This is a genomic window from Bacillus sp. FJAT-26390, assembly GCF_001682865.1.
In the GTDB taxonomy this organism is placed as follows: Bacteria; Bacillota; Bacilli; order Paenibacillales; family Paenibacillaceae; genus Pristimantibacillus.
The window spans coordinates 600,088-625,529 of the sequence record NZ_MAQX01000032.1 but is presented as its reverse complement, the minus strand read 5'-3'; the positions used below and the strand labels follow the sequence as shown (position 1 = coordinate 625,529).

Sequence of the window (25,442 nt, the reverse complement as noted above, 5' to 3'; positions counted from 1 at the left end):
TCATAAATTGTACAGTTATACGTGTAAGCGATATCAAGCATAGGGGGAAACAGTATGATAAAAAAACGAGTGATGGGCGCAGTGCTGGCGACAGCGCTAACGTTCACTTTAGCAGCCTGTGGGGGAAACAATGTAGCGAGCAATAGTGAAGGCGGGGCGGCAACAGGGAATGCTCCAGCGTCGGAAAAGCCGGAAGCGAAGAAAGTAACCCTTACCTTCCAAACGCTGCAGACAGACAAAAGCACGCCGTCTTATCAGGTTGAGGAAGAGATCGCCAACAATTATATGAAAGAGTTTCCGAATGTAACGATCGAATGGGATCGTCTTGATACGGAGCAGCAGAAGGTTAAGCTGAAGACGCAAGCCGCATCAGGCGAAGTGTCCGACATTACGATGGTTAATCCGGGCGCGCAGCTGCAGCCATTCGCGAATGGCAAAGTGCTCGCGCCGTTAAATGATATTTTGGACGATGAGCTAAAAGGAACGTTCCTCGAGGGCGTGCTTGATTACTACTCCTTCGACGGAAATGTGTATGCGCTTCCTTACAACATGAATATCGCAGGCATTTATTATAACAAGGAGCTGTTCGAGAAGGCCGGCGTACAGCCGCCAGCGACTTTCGAGGACATCCTTGCATCGGTTCCAAAATTTAAAGAGGCAGGCATCCCTCCGATTATGCTCGCAGGCAAGGATAAATGGCCGCTTTCCTTCATGTTCACGAACATTTTGCAGCGCGTGAACGGCGGACCTAAATTTTTGGATGATGTTGTAGCCGGCAAGAAAAACTTTACGGATCCTGTATTCGTGGAAGCGATCCAGAAGACGCAGGATTTGATCAAGGCTGGCGCGTTCCAAGAAGGAGCAGCTACTTATGATTACAATACCGCATCGCAACAATTCCGTGACGGCAAAGCTGCCATGTACTTCATGGGAACTTGGGAAATTGCATCAATTGACGCATCCGACGCGGTAAAAGGGAAAATCGGCTTCCTGCCATTCCCGACTGTTGGCGGCAAAGGCAGCGCGACCGATTACGTTATTGCGCCAGGAACGGCATATGCGCTCGGCGCAAACAGCGAGCATTTGGAAGAAAGCAAAGCGTTCTTGAAGTACCTCCTTCTGAACTACCCGAAAGTAGCTTTTGACAAAAAAGCGGCTGTTGGCTTGGCGCAAAAAGTAGAAGGTGACCTGAAAGCGGCAGGCTACTCCGATCTTGCGGTTGATGCGATGGGCCGTTTCAATGAAGTGAAGGGCGGCGACATGAACTTTGACAACGTGATCGAGCCTGCAACGACACAAACGCATTTGACTGGCTTGCAAAGCTTGCTGATCAAGGATGTTAAAGCGGAAGATTTGGCTAAAGAACACCAAAACACATGGGAATTGAACAAAAAATAAAAAAATGGATGCTGCAAAGGGAGCCGGGTGGTTCCCTTTGCAGGTTCTAGCAGAGCATAGGAGGGAATTCATGTGAACGGTGTGTTGAGAGTAGGCAAAGGAACGTTAGCCGTCTTCGTTCTTCCCTGTTTATTATTTTATTTGGCTTTTGTTTTTGCGCCCATTCTCGTATCGGTCTACTATTCCTTTGTGGAATGGGCCGGGATGGGAGAGAAAACGTTCGTTGGGCTTGATAACTATCAAGTGTTGTTTACGAAAGATACGATTTTTTGGCCGGCTGTGCTAAGAACGCTTTATATCTCGTTGTTCTCGCTTGCGCAAATCCCGATTGCCATACTGGTAGCTGTGCTGCTGAGCCGTTACGTCAAAAAACCGAATTTTTTAGTGTCCAGCTACTTTTTGCCGGTTATTTTATCGGTAGTGGTCATCGGCCAGCTCTGGAAAGCGATCTATAATCCAGCTTCGCTTGGCGGAATGCTGAATCAACTGCTTGATGCTGCGGGACTGCAATCTTGGACCAGAACCTGGCTGGCGGATACCGACATCGCGATTTTTGCACTGTGCTTCGTTATTTTCTGGCAGTATATCGGCTATCACGTTCTGATTCAATTTACGGGGGTTCAAAATATTTCGACGGATCTCTACGAGGCAGCGAGCATAGACGGCGCGGAAGGCTTCAAGGCGGATCGCTATATTACGCTTCCCTTGCTAGCCCCGGTGATCAAAATTTCCGTCGTGCTTGCCGTCATCGGATCGTTAAAGGCATTTGATCTGATCGTCGTCATGACAGGCGGCGGACCGGCCAATACGACAGAAGTCATATCGACGCATATGTACTATATGACGTTCAATTCATTCAAATATGGATACGGCAGCGCCATCTCAACGTTCCTTGTCATTTTCTGCTTAGTGATGACGGTTGTGTTGAACCTGCTGTTCAAGCGTGCAGAAGAGGCCGCCTCTTAGGGAAGGGAGCTACGAGAGATGATTACAGAAGCAGCAAGCAAAAAGGTTACGAAATCACCGTCTACAAAAACAGAGAGCTTCGATACCCGCAAATTCAGACGAGCCGGAGCATGGGTGTTCATGGGGATACTAGCTGTCACGCAGCTTTACCCGCTCATCTGGCTCCTGTTATATTCCTTTAAGACCAATAGCGAGATCATGTCGGGGCAATTTTTTGCGCTCCCGAAATCGCTGCAGTGGAACAATTACACAGAAGCCTTTACTTCCGGCAATTATATGAAGTATGTTGGAAATAGCATTATCGTAACGGGAACGACGCTCATCTTAACGCTGGTGTTCAGCGGAATGGTATCGTATGCGATCACGAGGTTCAGATGGCGTTACGGAAGCACTATTTTGCTTCTGTTCATGGTCGGGATCATGATTCCGATTCAGTCGACGCTGCTGCCGTTAATGATTATTTTCAAAAACATGCATCTGCTCAACACGCATTTGTCGATCATCATTCCTTATGTCGCCTTCTCGATTCCGATTGCCGTATTTATTTTATCGGGATTTCTAAAAGGCATTCCGCATGAAATCGAAGAATCCTCTATGATCGATGGAGCATCGATTTATAGAACTTTTTTTAGCATTATCCTTCCTATTATGGTGCCGCCGATCATGACGGTCACGATTCTGACGTTTATATCCATTTGGAACGAATATATTATCGCAGCAACATTCCTATCCTCTGACTCGCTCAAAACGCTGCCGTTTGGACTCAATAGCTTCGTTGGCCAATATACGGCGAATTTCGGCGCAATCGGCGCTTTCCTTGTACTGGGCGCGCTGCCCGTCATCATCGTTTATTTCATACTATCGGAGAAGATTACGAAGGGCATGGTTGCTGGCGCGGTTAAAGGCTAAGCGGATGCAAGGAAAGGCTGGTGACAGCCTTTTTGCGTTTGAGAGATTGGAATGTTTGTAGGGGGTACGTTTTTGAAAAGGCTAAGGCTCAACTCGTTCGGCGCGCGGCTGCTGCTCTGGATATTGCTGTCTACTCTCGTTCTTCTTAGCGGAGTGACCGGCGTGTTCTATCATTACACGACGAAGCAAATCGATATGCGTGTCGGCGAGGCCGCGCAGCGAAACGTCTCGCAGGCGATGGACAATTTCACGCTTCTTACGAAAGGGTACGACAGCCTCACGAAGTCGATTATCGGCAATGTGGAAATTCAGCGCCTGCTGTCGAAGGAAGAGACGGATCCTAATTTGCAGTTCAACAAAGAGCTGGAGATGATGAGCGCTTTAGGCTCCATTCTGTACAGCTATAACGATGTGAAGGGGATTCACGTCATTACGAGAAACGGCAATGTGTACAGCTACGAGACGACAACACATGCGTTAAATCGTGGTTTTTTGAAAAATGAGTGGTATCGGCAATTAGAAGGCTCGGACGGAGCGATGGTATGGGGCGGCATGCTGGAGGAGACGCTGACAGTCAGGGATGATGCCGTATTTGTGTTCGGCAGAGTCATGACCAATCTGTCTACAACGCGAGAGTTAGGCGTTCTCCTTATTGAAGCCGATCCCAAATCGTTCATTTCTTCGATGAACAATCTGACGATCAAACCGGATAGCCGCTCGTACGTTTATTCAGAGACGAACAGATTGCTCGTATCCTCAGGTCCCAATAAGGAAGCTGCTCCGACATTATCGGATTTGGCGCGTTATTCGTTTCTTGATGAGGCGACGGACAGCAGTGATTCCAGCCGTTTGATCGTAACGGCGCGGGATCAGAAGCTCGGCTGGAAGCTTCTGAGCATTACGCCTAAGCCTGTAACGATGGTCGAGCGGGCAGAAGTGAACCGTTATTTTATTATCGTGACCTCTTCGCTCGTGTTACTAGCGATTATGCTGGCTGCCTTTCTATCGAGATCGATTTCGAGACCGATCAAGTCGATCGTGCAGGAAATGAGGCGAGTCGAGCGCGGGAATTTGAGCACCAATCTGGTTTCGATGCGATCCTATGATGAATTCAATTATTTGAACGAGCATTTCAACCGGATGATTACCGAAATTAATCAGCTTGTGGAGCGTGTGAAATTGGCGGCGGCAAGCGAGAAAAACTCAGAAATTCATGCCCTGCAATCGCAGGTGAATCCGCATTTTTTGTACAATACGCTTGATATGATCTATTGGCTGCTGGATGAACAGGGCAATGACAAGCCTGCGAATTTGGTTCTTTCTTTATCGCGGATGTTCAGATATAGCAGCGACTGGCGGAGCTCGCTCGTCAGCTTGAAGGAGGAGCTTGATCAGATCAATCATTATCTGACGATCATACAAGCGCGCTCCGATGGCCGGATACGGGTAGACATCAATAAAGACGAGCAATGGCTGCAGACGCTTTTGCCCAAAATGACTCTCCAGCCGCTGATTGAAAATGCCGTTATTCACGGCTTGACGCAGCGCGAGGCGGAGGGGCTCATTCAGATCATGACCTCCGAAGAGGGTCAGGTGTTGTATATCCATATCAGAGATAACGGCAAAGGGATGACCAAGGAGAAGCTGGAGGAGCTTCGGCAATCGCTGAGACATGCGGAGCGGCTGGACTGGAGCCAGCTGGAGGAAGAGATGCGTGCGCATAGCGCCGAGCCGCAGGTTTATGGGGATTCGCTGCGTTCGGGCACGGGTTTTGTAAACGTGCATAGGCGGCTTGTGCTGGAATATGGCATTGGTTATGGCATTCAAATACAGAGTGAAGAGAATAGCGGAACGACGGTCACCGTGATGCTTCCCGTATTAAAGCCGCAGCCTTAAACGGCTGTGCGAAACGGAGGGACTTATGTGAATGTATTAGTGGTCGACGATGAAAGGGCGATTCGGGAAGGGATTAGACGAACGGTCGTAAATGCATTCCCGCAAATGGAAGTAAGCACGGCCGCTTCTGCATCGGAGGCGCTTCAGGTGCTGCAGCAGGCCCGGGTTCAAGTCGTTTTTCTCGATATCATGATGCCTGGCATGAACGGACTGGAGCTGCTTAAGCATGTCCGAGGCTCGCACGCTTATACGAAGTGGATTGTCGTGACGGCCCATTCCGAATTTGCTTACGCCCAAGAAGCGCTCCGCCTCGGAGCGCGCGATTATATATTAAAGCCGATCGGCAAGGATCAGATCATTGAAGCCATTGCGGCGCTTGAAGCTGAATATGATGTCGAGAAACGACAGACACCGGATGCCGGTTTATTTGAGCTGAATTTAAAATATTTGCGGGAGGCTGTGTTTAGGAGATGGATCTGGGGGCTTGATATTGGGCGCTTCGATCTCACCGCCATTAAGGATGAATACGAGCATTTTCATCTGATTACGGTCAGGCTTGCAAGCAGCGTAGAGCTGACGCTTCATAATTTTATCGTCGAGAACGTCATGTCGGAATATTTGGGCTTGAGCGGCAAAGGGTTCATCTTAAGCCTTGAGGGCGACTTCCTGACGGGTGTCGTCATGCTGCGCGAAGGCCTTACTCCCGACGCATTCACGGCAGGCGCTAACGAGCATTTGACGCGCTATTTGAAGGTCGCTTATCAGTTCTATACGAGTCCGCTGCTATCGGATTTTTATGCGATTCCAAGTGAGATTCGCAAGCTCCACACCGCGGGTAACGCGCCTGAGACCGCCCCTCCGTCCGAAAATAAAAATGATGTCATCGACATCGCCCTTCAATATATTCGCAGCAACTTTAAAGAAAACTTATCGCTTGAAATCGTTGCTTCCGTCGTGTTTTTAAACCCGGTCTATTTTAGCAAGCTGTTTAAGCAAAAGACGGGCAACGGCTACAAGGAATATGTGACCCAGCTTCGGATGGAGCGGGCGAAGGAGCTGCTTGCCGCTCCGGATATGAGCGTGACGCGGGTTGGCGAGCTTGTTGGTTACCCCGATGTCCGGCATTTCACGCAGGTGTTTCGGAAATATCACGAAAGTACCCCGAGCCAGTATCGGCTGGTGAAAAAAAGCTTATAAGCAGGTTGGGAATGGCGGCGGAGAAGCTGCTTCTGCAGGTTGGCGTGTTATTTGAGCTGCATGCCTATGCCAAGAGCTTTTGCGCGCCCTACAAAATAATCCGCGATCGCCATATCGAACACCGCCATACCCATCGGGCAAAATAATACGGGCTCCGCATCGGCGAAATCCGCCAATGCTCCGCGGCATACGGCATCGGCTAATGAGATGGTCTGTGCTTTGCTAAGTCCGCGTTCAAGATGCAGCAGCTCGATGTCGGTATTTTCGCGGCAAACTTCGTCCCAATCATCGACAACAATCGTATGGATACCGCTTATGGCCGCCGTTGTATAATCCCTCAGGGATACATCAAGCAGAAGGCTGCCCGCTGCCGGAGGGAGATCGATATAGCGCTGCTTGCTCACCGTACAAGTAATAATGAGATCACACTCGTTATATAATGTGTCCCAGCTGCTCGCGATCCGTGTGCGGCTGCGCATATCTTCGTCTATATTCGCGAGCTCAGGGCTGTCCGGCTCACATCCCCTTATATCGTAAATTTGCACATTCTCCAAGTGCTCCCCAAACAGCTGGCAGCACATGTCGTAATGAAGCCTGCCTACGGGTCCGAAGCCGATAATGCCAAGCTTAAAGCGTCTCTCTGCTCCATGCGCCTTAAGATAATGGCGGATAAGCAAGCCGCTGACCGCCGCGGTTCGGGCGGCGCTTGGCAGAGGTGTGCCAAGCATGGCATATGGAATGCCCGTATTCGCATCGTTCAGCAGCGTAACGCTGTGCGCGCGAGGCAAACCGGCGTCGATATTGCCAGGGAAGCTGGCAATCCATTTGATGCCGGCTGTCTGCACGGCGCCGCCGATGTAAGCGGGCATGGCAATGATTCGATTCGCGGCATTCCGGTAACGCAAATAAGGCTTGATCGGCTGCGCATAGTCGCCGGAATCCATAATTCGCACCGCAGCCTCTATGCTGTCCACAAGCTCTCCCCAGTGCAAGCCGATCGTGCGAATATGCCGATCTCCGAGATATAACACGGACATCATCCTTTCGGTTATCGAATGTTGAAGCTATGCGTCTGTTGTAAAGCTAAACCCTCCGAACTGCTGCGCTACCCATTCATCGCTAAATACAGTATCCATATAACGCTCTCCGCGATCATGCAAAATAACGACACAGACCGCGTCATTCGGCAGCTCGCTCTCGATCGACTTCAAGGCATGGATAACCGCGCCAGAGGAGGGGCCGGCTAAAATCGATTCCTTCGCAGCGAGCAGCCTGCAGCCGGCGACCATATCGAGATCGGCTACCAATAGGGCTTGATCCATAAATTTCGTTTGGCCAAAAGGAGGGACAATGCCTGCGCCAAGGCCCGGAAAACGCCGAGTGCCGTTCGCTCCTCCGAAAATAACGCTCCCCTTTGCATCAACCGCGACGATTTTGGTAGGAAGCTTACGATCACGCGCATAATTAGCACAGCCGAGCATCGTGCCGCAGGTGCTGACACCGCCAACTATGTAATCGACATGACCCAGCTCCTCCATCACTTCGCGCATCGTTCCCTCGGAATGGGACAAATGGTTGTTTTTATTCGCATACTGATTCGGCCAAAAGCTGCTCGGCGTGCTTGCGACAAGCTGCTGCACCCGGTTAAGCCTAGCAGGCAAAAATTCTCCCGTTTCGGGGTCCGCCTTGTCAACCAGCTCAATATGGGCGCCGTAGGCGCGCATAATACGAATGTTCTGCTGCGTTGTTTTCGGATCAATGACGCTAATGAACTTCATGCCCAGATAGGAACAGATGGCAGCGAGGCTAATGGCCATATTGCCGGAGCTGGATTCGATGATGACGGAGCCGGGTCCGATCAAGCCTTCGTCCCATGCTTCGTTAATGATGCGCGCGGCGGATCGATCCTTTGAGCTGCCTCCCGGGTTGAGCAATTCGAGCTTGCCATATACTTGAATGCCGCGGTCATTCGCAAACAGCTTCGACAGATGAATGAGCGGCGTATTCCCGATAATGGACAACAGATTTTTCCCCATAGGCTATGCACCCCTCAAAAATACAATTTTTTTGCTTTCACCGCCCCGCGCTCTAGCTGTTCGTCATCAGCTGCGCGCGTTACCGTAATGCTATCCAGCATCCGATTTTGAATCATTTGTCCGATCTCACCAACCTTATGCTCGATGGCATGCTGAATATGAACAAGCATCTCATCGCTCAATGATTTACTTTGAATATGAATGGCCAGCTTGTTGTGGCGAAGGCTTACGCGAAGCGCAGCATCGCTCACGAACTCGTGAACAACGCTTTCGATGTCGTATAAGCTAATTTTTTCTCCATGCTTCAAATCCGTGCCGATTCGCTTCGAAATACAGCTGAAGCCTTGCCTCTCGCGACCGTCAATGGCGATACTTTGGAAATCCCGGACGACGTCGTAGGTGACGTAGCGAATAGCTGGGAAGAGCGTGCGCACATAGGAGGTCAATACGAGCACGGCTTCGTTTTGCTGAAGAGGCTCAAATCGCTCATCGATCTGCTCCGCAGGCAACGCCTCGGCATGTATGCCGTCCGCAATGATATATAAGTCGTGCGAGTGTGAATAGGAGGCGATGGCGCCAATCTCAATCGAGCCGTACGTATCGAGGATGTGATGCGGCTCGATTCCGAAGCGATCCGCCATATTGGACTGCCAGTGCGGCGGCGCGATTTCGCCGACGAGAATAATTCTTTTGATGCCGTAATCCCGGGGGTTGCGTGAATGTGCGGCGATCGCATCCAAAATCGACGGCATCGTATAAAGCAGCTCTGGGCGGGTGGATGCAAGCTTAGCGATGTGCTCTTCAATGGGCAGGGCAAAGGAGATCGAATCCGCCTGCAAGCCAAGCCGATCAAAGATCAACATAGCCGTATTGGCCGCATGTCCGGTACCCATGTCCGCTAATGCTTTGTGTATTGCAGCTGGCTGCTGCTCCGTCGTGCGGGTGGCTGCCAGCCATTCCCGAAAGCAAGCGGTTTTCGCTTCGATATAGCACTCATCGTCTTCTGGCGAATAATAAATGGCCTTGCGGATGCCTGTTGATGTGCCGGAGGTTCGGTAAACGGACAAATCGGCTTCTGTTCTAGCCTTGTTGGTGAAATAATGTTTCTCCAAAATGTCTGATGTGATGAGCGGCAGCTCGGCGAGTTGGCACGTTTGGGGATCAAGCCCCTGCTTCGCAAGAAGATCCGTGTACCACGGGTGCAGCTGGCTTATCCGTTCAATATGCTGCTCTATTCGTGTTAATGGCGACATTCGGGTTGAGCCTCCTTATGGGACGAGCATCTCGGATGAATGCGTTAATTAAGCATATGTCACTTTTATTTGCAGGTTCTGCGCATGCCGACAGCGGCCTACATCCATTTTGCAAAAGGTTCGTATGCTAATAGGGAATAGAGTGAAGAACGGAGGGATTTGGTGAGGGGCAAGCGAGAGACGATGTTGTCAGCGAAAAAATTGAGCCGCTATATACCGGATAAGTGGGCGAAGACGGAAGTATTGAAAAATGATGCGGAGATAAAGAAACATTTGCCGCTGACGCAAATTTTGTCGGAGAGCGGTTTGCGGGAGATGCTGGGAAAATGGCGCATGGTTTACGTGAAACCAACAAGAGGATCGCGTGGACGTGGTGTCATGAAGGTAGAGGCAATCGAGGGGAAGGAAGCAGGCCGTTCGGCGCGAAGCTATGCCTATCAGCTGGGCGAGATGAGGTTAACCTTCGGTACTTATAAGGCGATGTACCGGTCTATTCTAAGCCAGGTTAAGGGAAATGCCTACTTGGTGCAAAAGGGGATTCAGCTGCTTAAGCATAAAGGGCGCCCCTTTGACATTCGGCTTGTCGTGCAGCAGGCGCCTCGCGGTGGATGGGAAGCAACCGCCACTGTGGGCAGAGTAGCGCATCCGCGCAAAATCGTAACGAACGGCAGCGAAGGAGGGACGATATACCCTACGGCATACTTGCTGAAGAGCTATGCGGATAGGGTGAAGCTAAACGGTATGCTGAAGCAAATGGATCAGCTCGGCGTCCGCACGGCCAAGCGGCTGCATCGCAGCTATCCCGGCATCGTCGAGATTGGGCTGGATTTAGCGCTGGATCGCCAGTTGAAGCCATGGATTCTTGAGGTAAACACCGTTCCCGACCCTTGTCCGTTTGCGCTGCTGGAGGATCAATCGATGCTCCGCAAAATCGTGCGCTACGGCAAAGCATACGGTAAAACCTACCGGCTTCGCTGCAAAAAAGCGAAGCGCGGGCTGTGAAAGCAGCTCTGCAATGACGCATATGTGCTCTTATAGCAGCAAGGTAATCTGAGTTATTGGTGTGTAAGCACGTATACGTGCTTATTGAGCGAAAACGGCGTATGTGAGGCGTCTGAAAAATGTACGTAAGCACACATGTGCTCCTTCAGCGGAAAAGCAAACGGATTTACTTGTTTTTAAGCAATAATACGTAATTATCGAGTCTATTCAGATTATGATTCGGTTCAAAAAATGTCCGTAAACACACATGAATGTTTGCGAAGCGATATTGGCGTAAGATGAATCGCGGAACTGCTGCCGGGATGGGAGCGGCAGCAGTTAATCGGCCAGAAACAGCGATTCCATAGAAAATGCGGTGCGGAAGCGAAGGCTTTCGACGGGATCACGGAGATCGCGGCCGGTGAGCCGCTCGCATTTTTCAAGGCGATAGGTGACGGTGTTGCGGTGGACAAACAGCTGCTTGGCAGTCTCCGCCAGCTGGCAATGTGTCTCATAGAAGGTGCTGAGCGTCTTGAGCAGGTCGCTTCGCTCTTTCCCTTCAATGCTGAGCATATCCTTGAACGTTTCCTCGTAATACTCCCGCAGCTCCTCCTTCGGAATCATCCGCAGCAGATTGTTGAAGTTTTTGGCGCGGTATGGCTGAACGAACTGCTTCTTGCGCGCATCATAGCCGGTTTGCAGCGCTTCGACCGCTTCCTTGTAGGACAAGGGGATATCGGGCAGCTTGGATACCGGATTGCCGATACCGACGGAGATAGGAATGCCGTGAGCCTCGCTTAAGCCGCTGACCATCTGCTTCAGCTGCTCAAGAAACCTGCTCCCTTTGCCTTCCGTCAAGTCTTGGCTTGTTTGCATGGCGATGAGAAAGCAGAAATATTCGTTCTTCGTAAATAAGACAAAACGAAGATCCAGCTTCGAGAACTCGCTCTTCAGCAAATTATAATGGCGGTCGCGCTCGGATATGAACCGGCCATCCGACTCCAGCGCGCTGGACGGGCGAAGCAAGTCAAAGGAAGTATCCCGCTTGGCAACAACGCTGATATAGACGGGATGGTTGAGCAGATCATAGTTTTTGCTGCGGTGCAGAAGCTCTTGCTCGGAGGTAATCAAGCCGTCGACAAAGTCGGAAAAAAACTCGTTTTTGTATCGCCGCGACCGTTCCTTGACGGCCTGCTTCTTCATCAGCTCCAGCCCGATTACGTTGGCGGCTTGCTCCATCGCATGTTTCGTGAGGTTGCCGTACTGCTTGCTTATATCACTCGTTAAAGCGATTAAGCAGCCTTCCAGCTGAAAGGTTACGATAGGATGCAGCTCGGCTGCCGAATATGGCGTGCCAGCGAACGGTTGCGAGGGAAGAGGGATCGTCATGGAGCTTTGCAGCGTAGGCGTGACAAGCTCTGCATGAAGCTCATTCATCAGCTTCTGATACAGCTCCTCAGTCATAGAGCTGGATCGAAAGAGCAGATCGGCTTGCTGGTTCATGAGCATGACCGGCGAATCAATCAGAATCGCCAGCGCTTCGATGACATCCTCCGTGCTTTTGCCCTGCATGATCATTTGAGAAAATTGTTTGTGCGTCGTTAACGCATAATGCAGCTCATCCGTCCGCTTCTCCAAAATGTGGCTAAGCGAGTAGTTGGAAATGTCGCCAAGCGATTGCTCTAGGGAAAGCTCGATAATCGGGAATTGCAGCTGTTCTGCACGCTCGATAACATCCTTAGGCACCTCGAGCAGAAAACGTTTTGTCTTAATCGCTAGACCCGCGCATCCGACCTTAGCCATGTTAGTTACCAGTGAAAGCAGCGCCTCCGGGTTATCCTTCATCGCATATCCGGTCGTCAGGAGCAGCTCCTGCGGCTTTAAATAATGAATTATATCCGGTGCGTCCATGATGTTGACCGATTGGACGCTATTTGTCATGCCGTCGTGTCCGGCAACCACTTTTGCGTTCGCGTAAATAGGGAGAGATATGAGCTCTTTGAGCAGCATGACAGCACCACCAGTGAGTTAATGTTATATTTTATGACATAAATATATCACTTATGCTTGTGGGTGTAAATGTATGTTTGTATAAGATATTCAATGGATTACGGTTATTTTTAGCTAATGTGCACAATGACAATGCACTCGATTCCGATTATGATGTAGCTATACATCACCGATACATGTAATGTAAACTGACAACAAAATGGATTGGGGTTGGAGAAATGAAATTAGTAGTCAGCCAAGTTGGGAAGAGCTTCGGAAGCAGGACGATTTTGAAAAATGTAGATCTCACAGTTAACTCACACGAGTTTATATGCATACTTGGCCATAGCGGATGCGGCAAATCGACGCTCTTAAATATGATTGCAGGTTATCTACTGCCTGACGACGGCGCCATAACGGTAGACGGAGAAGAAATTAAGGGACCCTCGAAATCAAGGGGAATGGTGTTTCAAGACCATGCGCTTTTTCCGTGGATGACGATCAGGGACAACATCGCTTTTGGCCCGGAGGTACAGAGGATGCCGAAAGCGCAAGCGAAGGAAACGGCGATGGAGTTTCTGAAGCTGGTGGGACTGGAGCAATACGCTTCGCACTATCCTGGCGAGCTCTCTGGCGGCATGAAGCAGCGCGTTGGCATAGCGAGGGCGCTTGCGAGCAAGCCGGATATTTTGCTCATGGATGAGCCCTTTGGCGCACTGGACGTATTGACGAGGGAGACGATGCGCGTCGAGCTGCAAAAGATATGCAGCCAATTGAAGCCAACGATCCTATTCGTAACGCACAGCATCAGTGAAGCGGTGTACTTGGCGGATCGCGTGGTCGTCATGAAGCATGGCGAGATTGCGGAAATTTTCGAGGTAGGCATCAAGCATCCGCGTTCGTCGCATTCCGCAGGCTTTGGGGAGATGATGAGCCGGATTGAACGGGTCCTAATGGATGAGGAGCATTTGGAGCTTGCTCCTGCAAAGGTGGGGTCGTAATGAATGGAGCCAAATTATCTGCGATGAAGGAAGCGGGAGCGGGTTCGACCGCACTGGGCGGAGCGACGTCCATTAAGAAGCAAGCCCGCAGCAAACACCCGTCCGCAATCAATACGTTTTTTCAAAAATATAACATTCTCCCTTCGATCTTGTTCTTTGTGTTCTGGGAGCTGTTCTCTAGAGTGAATGAAACCGCCAAGTTCTTTAATCCAAACTTCCTTCCGGCGCCGACGGTGCTGCTGTCGGAAGGCTGGGATCTTGCCAAGACCGGCATTATTACGGACAGTCTGATCTCCAGCACGATCCGCATCGCACTCGGGTTTGTCATCGGCAGCGCGGCAGCCGTGGGGCTCGGCGTCATTATGAGCAAGTTCAAAACGGTGGAGCGCTGGTTCTCGCCGATTCTAAATCTAGTCGGGCCGATTCCGACGCTGGCGCTTCTGCCCTTGTTCATTATCTGGTTCGGAATCGGCGAGTTTCCGAAGGTGCTGCTGATTGCGTGGACTACCTTTATTCCGGTGCTGGTGTATACGCTTGACGGCTTCAAATCCGTTCCTTCGACGCTGATTCGTTCGGCGCTCAGCCTGGGGGCGTCGGAGCGGCAAATTTTCACAAGAGTGATGCTGCCTTCGGCTATACCGAATTTCCTCGTTGGCGCGCAGGTAAGTCTCGGACTCTCCTTCTCCGCTCTCATTGTCTCTGAGATGATGGGCGCAAAATCGGGGCTCGGCTACATCATCGTTGACGCAAGAAATTATTTCAAAATCTCTAATATGTTCATTGCCATCATTTTGATTGGCTTGGAATATAGCTTGTTCTCTTATCTGCTGAAGCTGGTTGAGAAGAGGGTCATGGTTTGGCGTAAAGGCGGGCTTCGAGATGCCATCGAGAAGTAGAGCCGCCTATCAAGCCTTGGAGTAACAAGCGAAACCCGCAAGGCGCAAAACCAAGTAACTACAAAGAGAAAAGTGGAGGGATTACCTATGAAGAAATCGGGAAATTGGTTCAAATCTGCAATTGTACTTACGTCGTTAACATTTGTGCTTGCTGCCTGCGGCGGCAACAATAATGCGCCAGCGGCAACGAATGGAGGAGCAGCATCGAATACGCCAGCTTCTACGGAGGCTTCCACGGCGCTTGAGACAGTGGATCTAACGCTCGTTGGCGTTCGTGACGCTCAAATCTCCTCGCAGCAAATTATTGCCGACAAGCTTGGTTATTTCAAGGAAGAAGGGCTTAACGTAACTAGCCAACTGATTGAGAGCGGCCCGGATATCGGTCCGATGGTTGCCGGAGGAAGCGCACCGGTGAGCATTCAAACGAACTTTATGGATATTATTTTGAAATCAACGGATATTCCGGTCAAAATCATTGCGCCGCTCGCTCAAATCGCCGGCACGCAAGCGGTAGTTGGTTCAAGCAAGCTTGAGCTGAAGAGCGCGAAGGATCTGGAAGGCAAAACGATCGGTATCCCGAGCGGCGCCGACGTTACGATCGCGATTAACAACATGGCCAAAGAGCTTGGCGTAGACGCCAGCAAAATCAAATACGTAAACCTTGCGCCAAGCGATGCGGTTGTCGCACTCGAGAAGGGCGATATCGATGCGCTGGCTGCATGGGAGCCGTTCATTACGAAGGCGATTCAAGGCGGCGGCAAATTCCTGTTCAGCGGAACGAAGAGCGAGCTGCCTGACAAGCAAGGAGACGTGAACTGGATGAGCGTGCATACGACGATTCAAGTAACGGATGATTTCCTTGCGAAGAACCCGAACACGCTGAAAGCAGTGCTGCGCGCTTTGAAGAAAGCGACAGACTACATCAACGACAACCGTGAGGAAGCGATCAAGACGCTGGCTCCTGAGCTGCACTTAAGCGTAGAAGAGCTTACGCAAATTATGAGCCGCAACGTGTACGCGATGGAGGTTGGCGACACCTACGTGAACGGAAGCAACGGCCCCGCTGTTGGCGAATACCTGAAGTCGGTTGGCAACATCAAGTCGATTCCGGCGGCAGCTTCCTACCATGACCTAAGCCTGTTGAAAGAAGTAGATGCAAGCTTGATCGTAACCGAGCTGAAATAGCAAACGGAAGAGCATGGCGCTACACGCCAATTAAGAAAAAAAATTGGGCCGCTGACCTCATAGTCCGCGGCCTGATTTTTTTACAAAGCTGCTGCAAAGGACAAAAATTTCATAAATGAAGCTTAACTATTTGGCTGTATGGCCTCATAAACTGCAAGCAGAGCGTTTAAGCCGAGAAAGGCGGGGAATTAGATGGTCGGACGAGATAAGCTGGATGTCATTATAAAAAATGGTACCGTCGTATTAAAAAATGAGGTTCGTGTGCTTGATATAGGCATTAAAGCGGGGAAAATCGTTCAGCTTGGCGAGGGATTGGGCGAAGAGCAAGCGGCCGAGATTGTGGATGCGTCCGGACTGACGGTCATGCCCGGCATGATTGATGTACACGTGCATTTGAACGAGCCTGGCCTTGGCGACTGGGAGGGCTTTGAGACGGGGTCGGCAGCACTTGCAGCTGGCGGCTGCACGACTTATGTCGATATGCCACTGAACGGGATTCCGCCTACCGTTACCGTGAGCGCGATGCAGCAGAAGCTGGCTGCCGCAAACGATCGGTCCTATGTGGATTATGCCTTATGGGGCGGATTAGTGCCGGGCAAGCTGCATGAGCTGATTCCGCTGCACGAGGCAGGCGTGGTGGGCTTTAAGGCGTTTATGTCCTCGCCGGGCGATCCGAGCGAGGATGCGTTCCGCGAGGTGGACGATTATACGCTGCTTGAAGGAATGAAAATCATTGCGAGCGTGAATAAGGTGCTTGCGCTGCATGCCGAGAGTGAGCCGATTGTCGCTAAGCTCGGCCAAGCTATGCGGGCGGAAGGGCGGTTAACGCCAGCTGATTATGTTGCCTCGCGGCCTATCATCGCGGAGCTTGAGGCGATTAACCGGGCGCTCTTTTATGCGGAGCAGACGGGCTGTGCGCTTCATTTTGTCCATATTAGCAGCGAGGCAGGCGTTCAATCGATTACGGCGGCGCGCGAGCGCGGGATGAATGTGACGGTGGAAACCTGTCCGCACTATTTGGCTTTAACGGCAGCGGATCTAAATGTGAGCGGCGCGGTTGCCAAATGCTCGCCGCCGCTGAGAGATGCAGAAGAACAAGAAAAGCTGTGGAGCGCCATTGCCGATGGGCGTGTCGATATGATCTCATCGGACCACTCGCCTTGTCCGGCCTCTATGAAGGAGGCGGATAACTTCTTTGATGCATGGGGCGGCATTGCAGGCGCGCAAAGCTCGGTGGAGCTTATAGTCGGGGAGGGTCATATCAAGCGGGGCTTGCCGCTCACGCTGCTCAGCGATTTGCTTGCAGGCGGCCCGGCTCGGCGCTTTGGCTTGCAGGCTGCCAAGGGCGAAATACGAATCGGCGCGGACGCCGATCTGGTTCTGCTTGACTTGAACAAATCCTACCAATTGAAAGAGGAGCATTTGTATCAAAAGCATAAGCACAGCCCGTATATCGGCAGACAGCTTCATTGCCAAATAAAGTCCACCTATTTACGGGGACGCTTAGTATATGAGGAAGCTGCGGGACTTAGCGAGAGTAAGCATGGCAAGTGGGTTAAATAGATTTGGCTAACGGGATAGGAGGAGCAGTTATGGAGCGAAGTGCACGTGTCTCCCCGCAGGAGAAGGACCGGCTATTATCGTATTTCGAGACGCAGGTTATGCAGATATTGAACTGGCTGGCCGCATTCAGCCCGGATGAAGAAGGCGGCATTACGCGGCTGCTTTACACCGACGGCTGGCTAGAAACACAGCAGGCGCTAGCGGAGAAAATGGCAGGATACGGACTTAAGACGGAATATGATAGTGTAGGCAACTTATTTGGAAAATTACTAGGCGAGGATTTGGATGCGCCTTCGATTATAACGGGCTCCCATATTGATACGGTAGTTCAAGGCGGTATGTATGACGGAGCCTATGGCATTGCGGCAGGGCTGCTGGCGCTGGATTATTTGCAGCGGCAGTTCGGCAAGCCGAAGCGTACGCTTGAGATCGTGTCCCTCTGCGAGGAGGAAGGCAGTCGGTTTCCGATGGCTTACTGGGGCTCGGGCAGCATCGTGGGGAAACGGAATTTTGAGCAAATCGTACATTTGCAGGATACGCAAGAGGTGTTTTTTGCGGATGCGATGCTGCGATGCGGCTTTGGCGAGGGAATGGGCAGGGATAGCCGCCGCAGCGATATTGGCGCCTTTATTGAAGTTCATATTGAGCAGGGCGCGGTACTGGAGAAGGAGGGCATTGCAATCGGAGTGGTCGAGACGATTGCGGGCCAGCGCAGAATGAAATTCGAGGTCGTCGGCGAATCGAATCATGCGGGAACGACGCCGATGCATATGCGAAGGGATGCGCTTGAAGGTGTGAGCATGATGATTCAGACGCTCCGCCAAGAGGCGATTCGGCTGGGCGAGCCGCTCGTAGCGACCGTTGGCAGGCTTCAGGTGCAGCCGAATGTGCCGAATGTCGTGCCGGGCAAGGTTATCTTTACGGTTGATGCCCGCCATGCCGATGAGCCGGCGCTGGACAGCTTTTGCCAGTGGGTAATGCGGGAATTTGCTTCCCTTGCTGACGAGCGCGGGCTTGCTATTCATGGGACGGAATGGTTTCGGGAAGAGCCGGTGCCTATGAATGACAAGCTCAAAGCGCATATGGATGACGTATGCGGCAAAATGGCGATTTCCTCGAAACGAATGGTTAGCGGAGCGGGGCATGATGCCCAAATGTTTGAGCATATTTGCCCGACTGCAATGCTGTTCGTTCCGAGCAGGCGCGGCATTTCGCATTCGCCCGAGGAGTATACGGAGCCGCGCGATCTTGCGGTTGGCGTACTCGTATTAACGGAGCTGCTTTACCGATTAGGCTATGAGGGGGAAGAGCTATGAAGGCTTATAGGGATTTATCGCCGTCGCCGCGCACCATTATGACGCCTGGTCCGGTTGAGGTTGACCCGCGGGTGCTGCGGGCGATGTCCTTTCCGATACTGGGGCAGTTTGATCCCGAATTTACGGCGCTTATGAACGAGACGATGGAGATGCTGCGGCAGCTGTTCAAGACCGATAACGAGTGGGCGTTTCCGGTGGACGGGACATCAAGGTCGGGCATAGAAGCGGTGCTCGTTGGTTTGATTGAGCCGGGAGATAAGGTGCTTGTGCCTATCTATGGGCGATTTGGCCATCTGCTTACGGAGATTGCAAGGCGCTGCGGCGCTGAGGTTGTGACGCTGGAGAAGGAATGGGGCTATACCTTCGGCACGGAGGAAATCGTTAGCGCGATTCGGGAGCATCAGCCTAAGCTCGTAGCCATTGTCCATGGCGAGACGTCGACAGGGAGAATGCAATCGCTCGAAGGAATAGGGCAAGCGTGCAGGGAAGCTGATGCGCTATTCGTAGTGGATGCCGTTGCGACGATCGGCGGTATCGAGGTGGCGACGGATCGGCTGCTTATTGATGCCGTTATCGGCGGTACGCAGAAATGCTTATCCGTACCGGCCGGAATGGCGCCTATCACCTACAACAAACGGGCGGAAGCAAAGCTGCAAAGCCGCAAAAGAATTGAAAGGGGGCTGCTGCTCGCCGATGGCGAGGATGATCCGCTGCTGCGCCCGATTCAGAGCAACTATTTGGATTTGAGCCAGCTTCAGGACTACTGGAGTCCGGCGCGGCTTAACCATCACACGGAGGCAACCTCGATGCTTTATGCGCTGCGCGAGGGATTGCGCCTAGTGTTGGAGGAAGGGCTCGAAGCGCGCTTCGCCCGGCACCGCGAGCATGAAGGCGCGCTGATTGCCGGCTTGGAGGCGATGGGGCTGCGGCTTTACGGGGACCCGTCCTGCAAAATGACCGTCGTTACCTGCATCGAAATCCCCGCAGGAATAGACGGGGAATCGGTCAGGTCGATGCTGCTTGACCATTATGGCATCGAAATCGCCAGCTCCTTCGGTCCGCTGAAGGGCAAAATATGGCGCGTCGGCACAATGGGCTATAGCTGCAGCAAGCGGAACGTGCTGCTTACGCTTGGGGCGCTCGAAGCGGTGCTGCTCCGCCATGGTCACACGCTGGAAGCGGGCAAAGCGCTGCAAGCTGCGATGGATGCCTATGCGATGTAGCGACATTTTATAAAAATTTTACTTTAAATTTACTTTGCTGCGGCCTTCCTTTTACCCGCGACCTATACAATGACCTCATGGTGAATGAATCGGAATGGGGGCATGGGGATGGTTAAGTACAAGTGGACGCTTATGATGACGATGCTGCTAATCGCTTTGACGGCGGCATTTCTGCTGCAAGGGATGGATCGCTCAACGGCTTCGGGCGATTTGTCGGATCCGTTTCTCGACCCTTATGCCTTATCCCTTGCGCATCGGCATGCAGGGCCGGCGATGGAGTCGGCGGCGGAGAAGGGGGTGCGAATGCAGCTGTCTTGGCCGCAGGGCGAGCCGGCAGCAGGTGAGTCATCCCTGCTTGCATTAACCGTTGTGAATGGTCGCGGAGCCACAGTCAATGACTTCGACATTTCGAATGAGAAGCTGCTTCATCTCATCGTCGTAAGCAAGGATTTGCAGCAGTTCCAGCATGTTCATCCGGCGTATAAAGGTGACGGGCTGTTCGAGCTTCCGATTGCGTTCCCATCGGGCGGCGGATATAAGCTGTATGCGGATTTTTTGCCAAAAGGGATGAATGAGCTGACGCGAATGGGCGAGGTAGAGGTCCAGGGCGCGGCGGCTGCGCCGTCTATTTTGAAGCCAAGCGAGAGCTTGGTTGCCCATGTGGACGGCATGAAGGTTGAGCTTGCGTTCGCTGAGAAGCCGGTGCCGCAAACCGCGATGAATATGACCTACACGTTTACTGACGAGCAGACGGGCGAGCCGATTGAGGATTTGGAGCTTTACCTTGGCGCGGTGGGTCATGTTGTCGCAATTGACCAGAAGACCGAGCAGTTTATTCATATCCATCCGCTGAACTGGGCATCATCTGGACCGCAGGCGGTATTCGGCGTCAGCTTTCCGGCGGGCGGCCTCTATAAAATATGGGGCCAGTTCCAGCGTAATGGACAGACTTTGATTGTGCCTTTTGTCATACAAGTGTAGCTGCTAGAGCCGGTGTTAATGAGATGAGCCTATCTACGAGAGCAAACTTCGGTTTCCTATTTGGAGCGGGAGAGCGTTGCTATCGCAGGTAGGCTTTTTTTGTGCTGCACGGCAAGGCAAAGCTTTACCAAAAACGGATAAACATATTAAGTTTCCTTTACCTTTATATCCGTATTCTATTACCTTCGCATGTTAGAGTATGTAACATCAACAAACGGAAAAGGGGAATGCGATGGAAGCGTGAATAACGAGCGTCAGTTAGCGAGAGCATCACCGGTTAATAGAGAAATAATAATGGGAGGGAAACTATGAGAAAGAAGAAGCTAGTCGTATCCGTTATTGCGGCATCCGTCGTTATTGCATCTATTAATATTTTTCCGGGGGCGCTTGGGCTTGGTCGGCTCAGTGCGGCGGAGATCGACAAGATCGTCTATCATCCGCTTAATCCGCTGAGTCCGCAGGAGATTGAAGAAGCGGCCGACATCATTCGCAAGTCGCAATATGGCAGCAAGGATATGTATTTCTCTGAAATTAAGCTGGAGGAGCCGGAGAAGCAAAAGGTATGGGCTTGGGATGATGCCGGAGGAGCGAAGCTGCCTAGGGAGGCGACGTTCACCCTCATTAAGGAAAACAAGCCGTACGAAGGTACGGTGAATTTAGATACGGATAAGGTCGTGTACTGGAAAGAAGTGAAGGAAGGCTGGCCATTCTACACGGAGTGGGGACAATCGGAGGCCATCGTCGAAAAGGATAAGGAAGCAGTTGCCGCACTTGCAAGGCATGGCATTACCGATCTGAGCAAAGTCTCCTTCGCAGACGGTCCGCTGGGCGACTATGGTCCAGAGCTGACACCACCGGGCTCGCGACTTGCCATGTCGGTGCCTCGTCCGAAGATCGAGGGTGCCGTCAACAACTTTGCGCATCCGATGGATGGCCTCGCCTTCCTAGTTGATTTGAACGCCAAAAAAGTAATTAAAATTTACGAGTCGGGCAACCCTCCGGTCTCCACCGATCCGAACGATTACACGAAGGTGATCAAGACGAAGCGGACGGACGAAATTAAACCGCTCATCATCAGCCAGCCGCAAGGCGCAAGCTTCTCCGTTAAAGGGACGTCGGTCGATTGGCAGAACTGGAAGTTCCACTTCCGTCTAGATCCGCGAGTAGGGCCGATGGTGTCGACTGTATCCTATACGGAGAATGGCAATAAGCGCAAAATCATGTACGAGGGCGGTCTTGGCGGCATGATGGTTCCTTATGGCGACCCTGACGCGGCTTGGCTGTACAAAATATTTATGGATGCAGGCGAATACGGCGTAGGCTTATCGACTCGGACGCTCAACATCGGTTCCGATGTGCCGAAGAATGCGACCTTGTTCGACGCAGCCGTAAATGACACGCAAGGAAAAGCGCAAGTTATTAAAAACTCATTTGCTTTGTTCGAGCGCTACGCGGACCCGGAATGGTCGCATAACGGCGATGCGAGAGAGCGCCGCGAGCTTGTGCTGCGGGCGATTGCTACGATCGGCAACTACGATTATGTGCTTGACTGGGTGTTCCTGCAAAACGGTTCGATCAAGCTGATGGCAGGAGCAACCGGCCTGGCTCAGGTCAAAGCGGTCGATTCCAAGACGATGGCTGACAAGACAGCGGTGAGCGATACGCGTAACGGCAAGCTTGTTGATGCGAACATCGTCGCGCCGACGCATCAGCATATTTTTAGCTACAGGCTTGATTTGGATGTGGACGGGGAATCGAACTCCGTTGGCGAGATTTTGCCGAAGGCGGTTACGGTCAAAAATCCGGAATTCGCGCGCAGCGAGATGATTACGGTGGAGAAGACCTACAAGCTCGAGCAGGACGCGATTCAAAAGTTTGATCCGGACAAAATCGTCCTCGTGACGAACACGAGCAAGGAAAATAAGCTTGGTTATGCAACGGGCTATCAGGTTATGCCTTATGCAGGCGGCACTCATCCCTTTATGGAAGAACCTCTATTCACGAAAACGGACTATGTACTGAAGCGTGCGGAATTTATTAATAACCATATTTGGGTAACGCCTTACAAGAAGGATGAGCAATATTCCGAAGGCAAATATACGACGCATAACAAAGACACGGGACTTGGCCTATGGACGCAGCAAAACCGCAACATTGAGGATAAGGATACAGTCGTATGGCTGACGACGGGAACGACGCATGTAATGCGGGCGGAGGAGTTCCCAATCATGCCGACTGAGTGGGTAACCGCTATGATTAAGCCGTTCAACTTCTTCAACGAAACGCCAACGCTGGATTTGAATAAGACAGAGTAAGAGCTTCGCTGTATAAAACAAGCTGCCGGGCGATCATAAGCCCGGCAGGTTTATACGCCGTGTTTTTTTGAAAAAACGAAGCTGGCGATAATGACTGACTTGAGTATCACCCTCATTGACAATCCTAGAACTGTACCTTAAGATTTACCTATCCGATAGGTAGTAAGGTGAGGAGCGAGAAGCAGTCTATGAGGAAAATTCAAAAAATACTAGTACATGAATTGGTATCTCAGGAAATTCAAAACTATATTCAGGAGAAAGATCTTCAAGAGGGGGATAAGCTCCCATCCGTTGAGGAAATGACACAAATGTTCGGCGTCGGCCGTTCCTCCTTGCGAGAGGCTTTGCGATATTTGGAAGCGGTAGACATCGTTCGCGTGGAGAATGGCAAGGGCATTTTTGTGAGAGACGTCCATACGTTTCGTTTTTCGGGAAAGGTTAAGATTGAGCGGGAACGCAATTATCTATTAAATACACTCGACATCCGCAGAGCGTTGGAAGGGAAGGCGGTTGAGCTGGCGTCGAAGAGCATTACACCGGCCCAAATCAAGGAATTGGAGATATGCCTTCAGCAGTACCAGGCTTTGAAGGAAAGCAATAAAGATACTTCGCAAATCGATTTGGCCTTCCATCGCTACGTGATTAAAGCCGCCCACAACCCTATTCTTGAGACGGTAATGGACTCCATTTCGGGGCTGTACGAGAAGTTCTTTAACGAGCCGCTAGGCGAGAAACAACTGTTCGACGAGACTTATCCTTATCATAGAACGATGTTTGATGCCATAGCTGCCCATAATACGGAAGGCGCTTTAGAAGAGTTTAATAAGATGATGGATTGCATTGAAGAAAAGATTAAAAGTTTTTGATGCGGGCGCTTTATTTTGTATTGACAGGGTAAAGCGCTTTCAATATAATCTACCTATCAGACAGGACGACTGTATGATACATGTGATTTAAAGGGGGATTTAAATCGATGAGAACGCGTAGAAAAATGTTGGCTTCACTGTTATGTGCAATATTGACGATTGGTATGCTAGCGGGATGCGGAAGTAAAAATGAAGCCGAAGGCGGCAACGGTGGCGGGGACAAGGTCACGCTTCGCATGATTGAAAGCTTGACTAGCCCGAAGAGAACCGAATTGATTCAAGCCATGGTCACCAAATTTGAGGAGGCCAATCCAAACATTAAAGTGGAATTTATTTCGCCGCCATTTGATCAGGCGGACAACAAAATCAGAACGATGCTCGCGTCCAACGAGCAGATTGACGTGCTGGAAGCACGGGATTTAAACGTTGCCGAGTACGTGAACAACGAATATCTCGAGCCGCTTAACGCTTACACCGACAAATGGAGCGACTTCGCAACGGTTAGCTCCGTATCCAAGTCGGTCGGATCGATAGGGGATAAGCTTTATTTTGTGCCTAACGGCCTCTATGAAAGACAAATGTTCTACCGTACGGACTGGCTGAAAGAAGCAGGCCTAAACCCTCCGACAACTTGGGACGAGTTGTACGAGGTAGCGAAGAAGCTAACGGATCCGGCCAAAAACCGCTTCGGCTTCTCGTTCCGCGGCGGCGCTGGCTCCACGGGAACTACGGATGCAATCATTCTAGCTTACAACGGCGACAAGGTGAACTTGGAAGACTCCATGTTTACGAAAGACGGGGCAACGGTCTATTCCACGCCTGAAGCAAAAGCAGGCATGGAGCTTTACCTGAAGCTGTACAAGGACGCTTCGCCTCCGGATTCGATCAACTGGGGCTTCCAAGAGCAAGTACAGGCATTCACGTCTGGCGTAACCGGCATATTGCTGCAGGATCCGGACGTTATCCAATCCTTGCAGGAGAAGATGACAGAAGGCACTTGGGCAACTGCTCCACTCGTAACCGGTCCAACGGGCAAAGCGCTGTTCGCAGCCGGCGGAGCCGGATGGGGGATCGCATCCCAATCCAAGCATAAGGAAGAAGCTTGGAAGCTGGTGGAATTCCTCTCCAGTCCTGAAGCGAACACAGCGTTCTCCAAGGATTACGGCTTGATTCCGATTCATACCAAAGCTACGGAAGACGAGTTCTTCAAAACCGGCCCGTACAAGACGTTAATCGACATGTCCAACAATCCGGATGTGTTCGTAAACTTCAAGCCGGCGTTCCAATATCCGGGCAACGCACAATGGGGACAAGTTGCGATGGAGTCCGGACAATCGCTGCTGCTTGGCGGTTCGAACCTTGACGATACGCTCAAGAAGTGGGACGAATACTGGGTTGATCAGAAAGCGAAATTAAAAAAATAACGGCGTGAAGTCATGATGGGCGGCGAAATAGTTGCCGCCCATCAACC

Annotated in this window: 20 protein-coding genes; 16 read left to right on the top strand and 4 right to left on the bottom strand. The window is 51.4% G+C overall.

Annotation, left to right across the window (positions count from 1 at the left end):
* Window positions 1-54 precede the first annotated feature (54 nt).
* The 5 genes from A7975_RS23585 (at window position 55) to A7975_RS23565 (ending at window position 6,366) form a co-directional block, all read left to right on the top strand.
* Window positions 55-1,398 carry an extracellular solute-binding protein gene (locus tag A7975_RS23585; RefSeq protein ID WP_065386721.1) on the top strand — a complete coding sequence of 448 codons (1,344 nt, stop codon included), beginning with the start codon at window positions 55-57 and terminating at the stop codon, window positions 1,396-1,398.
* Window positions 1,399-1,470: 72 nt separating this feature from the next.
* Window positions 1,471-2,364, top strand: coding sequence for a carbohydrate ABC transporter permease (locus A7975_RS23580; protein ID WP_231637330.1), 894 nt, complete (start codon window positions 1,471-1,473; stop codon window positions 2,362-2,364).
* A 120-nt stretch (window positions 2,365-2,484) separates the two neighbouring features.
* Complete coding sequence (locus A7975_RS23575) at window positions 2,485-3,273, top strand: carbohydrate ABC transporter permease (RefSeq protein ID WP_053377508.1); 789 nt, start codon at window positions 2,485-2,487, stop codon at window positions 3,271-3,273.
* A 72-nt stretch (window positions 3,274-3,345) separates the two neighbouring features.
* A complete protein-coding gene (locus A7975_RS23570; RefSeq protein WP_053373053.1) occupies window positions 3,346-5,169 on the top strand; it encodes a sensor histidine kinase in 1,824 nt (607 codons plus the stop codon).
* A gap of 27 nt (window positions 5,170-5,196) precedes the next feature.
* Window positions 5,197-6,366: a response regulator gene (locus A7975_RS23565; RefSeq protein ID WP_065386720.1), complete on the top strand. Its 1,170-nt coding sequence runs from the start codon at window positions 5,197-5,199 to the stop codon at window positions 6,364-6,366.
* Window positions 6,367-6,413: 47 nt separating this feature from the next.
* On the opposite strand, the gene A7975_RS23560 is transcribed toward A7975_RS23565, so the two are convergent.
* The 3 genes from A7975_RS23560 to A7975_RS23550 are packed head-to-tail and all read right to left on the bottom strand — an operon-like array spanning window position 6,414 to window position 9,655.
* Window positions 6,414-7,397 (bottom strand): 2,3-diaminopropionate biosynthesis protein SbnB, encoded by a 984-nt coding sequence (locus A7975_RS23560; RefSeq protein ID WP_065386719.1) that lies wholly within the window; start codon window positions 7,395-7,397, stop codon window positions 6,414-6,416.
* 33 nt (window positions 7,398-7,430) lie between these two features.
* Window positions 7,431-8,402: a 2,3-diaminopropionate biosynthesis protein SbnA gene (sbnA, locus tag A7975_RS23555; RefSeq protein WP_065386718.1), complete on the bottom strand. Its 972-nt coding sequence runs from the start codon at window positions 8,400-8,402 to the stop codon at window positions 7,431-7,433.
* A 14-nt stretch (window positions 8,403-8,416) separates the two neighbouring features.
* Complete coding sequence (locus A7975_RS23550; RefSeq protein WP_065386717.1) at window positions 8,417-9,655, bottom strand: phenylacetate--CoA ligase family protein; 1,239 nt, start codon at window positions 9,653-9,655, stop codon at window positions 8,417-8,419.
* A gap of 162 nt (window positions 9,656-9,817) precedes the next feature.
* Between A7975_RS23550 and A7975_RS23545 the strand changes: the two genes are divergently transcribed.
* Window positions 9,818-10,657, top strand: a complete 840-nt coding sequence (locus A7975_RS23545) for a YheC/YheD family protein (protein WP_255314481.1) — start codon at window positions 9,818-9,820, stop codon at window positions 10,655-10,657.
* Between the two features lie 318 nt (window positions 10,658-10,975).
* Here A7975_RS23545 and A7975_RS23540 read toward each other — a convergent pair whose 3' ends face one another.
* Window positions 10,976-12,646 (bottom strand): PucR family transcriptional regulator, encoded by a 1,671-nt coding sequence (locus tag A7975_RS23540; RefSeq protein WP_065386716.1) that lies wholly within the window; start codon window positions 12,644-12,646, stop codon window positions 10,976-10,978.
* Between the two features lie 218 nt (window positions 12,647-12,864).
* On the opposite strand from A7975_RS23540, the gene A7975_RS23535 reads away from it, so the two are divergent.
* The 10 genes from A7975_RS23535 to A7975_RS23490 all read left to right on the top strand — a co-directional run bounded on the left by A7975_RS23535 (window position 12,865) and on the right by A7975_RS23490 (window position 25,395).
* On the top strand, window positions 12,865-13,626 hold the full coding sequence (locus A7975_RS23535; protein WP_053373047.1) for an ABC transporter ATP-binding protein: 762 nt from the start codon (window positions 12,865-12,867) through the stop codon (window positions 13,624-13,626).
* Window positions 13,626-14,522: an ABC transporter permease gene (locus tag A7975_RS23530; protein ID WP_082198407.1), complete on the top strand. Its 897-nt coding sequence runs from the start codon at window positions 13,626-13,628 to the stop codon at window positions 14,520-14,522. The genes A7975_RS23535 and A7975_RS23530 overlap by 1 nt, the downstream gene beginning before the upstream one ends.
* Before the next feature lie 87 nt (window positions 14,523-14,609).
* Window positions 14,610-15,707 carry an ABC transporter substrate-binding protein gene (locus A7975_RS23525; protein WP_053373046.1) on the top strand — a complete coding sequence of 366 codons (1,098 nt, stop codon included), beginning with the start codon at window positions 14,610-14,612 and terminating at the stop codon, window positions 15,705-15,707.
* A 192-nt stretch (window positions 15,708-15,899) separates the two neighbouring features.
* Window positions 15,900-17,270 (top strand): allantoinase, encoded by a 1,371-nt coding sequence (locus A7975_RS23520; RefSeq protein WP_065386715.1) that lies wholly within the window; start codon window positions 15,900-15,902, stop codon window positions 17,268-17,270.
* A 29-nt stretch (window positions 17,271-17,299) separates the two neighbouring features.
* Window positions 17,300-18,586, top strand: coding sequence for an allantoate deiminase (gene allC / locus A7975_RS23515; RefSeq protein WP_065386714.1), 1,287 nt, complete (start codon window positions 17,300-17,302; stop codon window positions 18,584-18,586).
* Window positions 18,583-19,809: a pyridoxal-phosphate-dependent aminotransferase family protein gene (locus A7975_RS23510; protein ID WP_053373043.1), complete on the top strand. Its 1,227-nt coding sequence runs from the start codon at window positions 18,583-18,585 to the stop codon at window positions 19,807-19,809. The genes allC and A7975_RS23510 overlap by 4 nt, the downstream gene beginning before the upstream one ends.
* A gap of 108 nt (window positions 19,810-19,917) precedes the next feature.
* Window positions 19,918-20,790: a hypothetical protein gene (locus A7975_RS23505; RefSeq protein ID WP_065386713.1), complete on the top strand. Its 873-nt coding sequence runs from the start codon at window positions 19,918-19,920 to the stop codon at window positions 20,788-20,790.
* A gap of 308 nt (window positions 20,791-21,098) precedes the next feature.
* Window positions 21,099-23,105, top strand: coding sequence for a copper amine oxidase (locus tag A7975_RS23500; protein ID WP_065386712.1), 2,007 nt, complete (start codon window positions 21,099-21,101; stop codon window positions 23,103-23,105).
* Window positions 23,106-23,293: 188 nt separating this feature from the next.
* Window positions 23,294-23,971: a FadR/GntR family transcriptional regulator gene (locus A7975_RS23495; RefSeq protein ID WP_053373040.1), complete on the top strand. Its 678-nt coding sequence runs from the start codon at window positions 23,294-23,296 to the stop codon at window positions 23,969-23,971.
* 107 nt (window positions 23,972-24,078) lie between these two features.
* Entirely contained in the window at window positions 24,079-25,395 is a 1,317-nt protein-coding gene (locus tag A7975_RS23490) for an ABC transporter substrate-binding protein (RefSeq protein ID WP_255314480.1), read from the top strand.
* Window positions 25,396-25,442: the final 47 nt, after the last annotated feature.

Excerpts from the sequence above, each read along its gene's own strand:
- A7975_RS23575 (WP_053377508.1), top strand. The coding sequence starts at position 2,485 with ATGGGGATACTAGCTGTCACGCAGCTTTACCCGCTCATCTGGCTCCTG.
- A7975_RS23495 (WP_053373040.1), top strand. The coding sequence starts at position 23,294 with ATGAGGAAAATTCAAAAAATACTAGTACATGAATTGGTATCTCAGGAA.
- A7975_RS23520 (WP_065386715.1), top strand. The coding sequence starts at position 15,900 with ATGGTCGGACGAGATAAGCTGGATGTCATTATAAAAAATGGTACCGTC.
- A7975_RS23490 (WP_255314480.1), top strand. The coding sequence starts at position 24,079 with ATGAGAACGCGTAGAAAAATGTTGGCTTCACTGTTATGTGCAATATTG.
- A7975_RS23535 (WP_053373047.1), top strand. The coding sequence starts at position 12,865 with ATGAAATTAGTAGTCAGCCAAGTTGGGAAGAGCTTCGGAAGCAGGACG.
- A7975_RS23550 (WP_065386717.1), bottom strand. The coding sequence starts at position 9,655 with ATGTCGCCATTAACACGAATAGAGCAGCATATTGAACGGATAAGCCAG.
- A7975_RS23500 (WP_065386712.1), top strand. The coding sequence starts at position 21,099 with ATGAGAAAGAAGAAGCTAGTCGTATCCGTTATTGCGGCATCCGTCGTT.
- A7975_RS23525 (WP_053373046.1), top strand. The coding sequence starts at position 14,610 with ATGAAGAAATCGGGAAATTGGTTCAAATCTGCAATTGTACTTACGTCG.
- A7975_RS23510 (WP_053373043.1), top strand. The coding sequence starts at position 18,583 with ATGAAGGCTTATAGGGATTTATCGCCGTCGCCGCGCACCATTATGACG.
- A7975_RS23585 (WP_065386721.1), top strand. The coding sequence starts at position 55 with ATGATAAAAAAACGAGTGATGGGCGCAGTGCTGGCGACAGCGCTAACG.
- sbnA (WP_065386718.1), bottom strand. The coding sequence starts at position 8,402 with ATGGGGAAAAATCTGTTGTCCATTATCGGGAATACGCCGCTCATTCAT.
- allC (WP_065386714.1), top strand. The coding sequence starts at position 17,300 with ATGGAGCGAAGTGCACGTGTCTCCCCGCAGGAGAAGGACCGGCTATTA.
- A7975_RS23540 (WP_065386716.1), bottom strand. The coding sequence starts at position 12,646 with ATGCTGCTCAAAGAGCTCATATCTCTCCCTATTTACGCGAACGCAAAA.
- A7975_RS23505 (WP_065386713.1), top strand. The coding sequence starts at position 19,918 with ATGGTTAAGTACAAGTGGACGCTTATGATGACGATGCTGCTAATCGCT.
- A7975_RS23530 (WP_082198407.1), top strand. The coding sequence starts at position 13,626 with ATGAATGGAGCCAAATTATCTGCGATGAAGGAAGCGGGAGCGGGTTCG.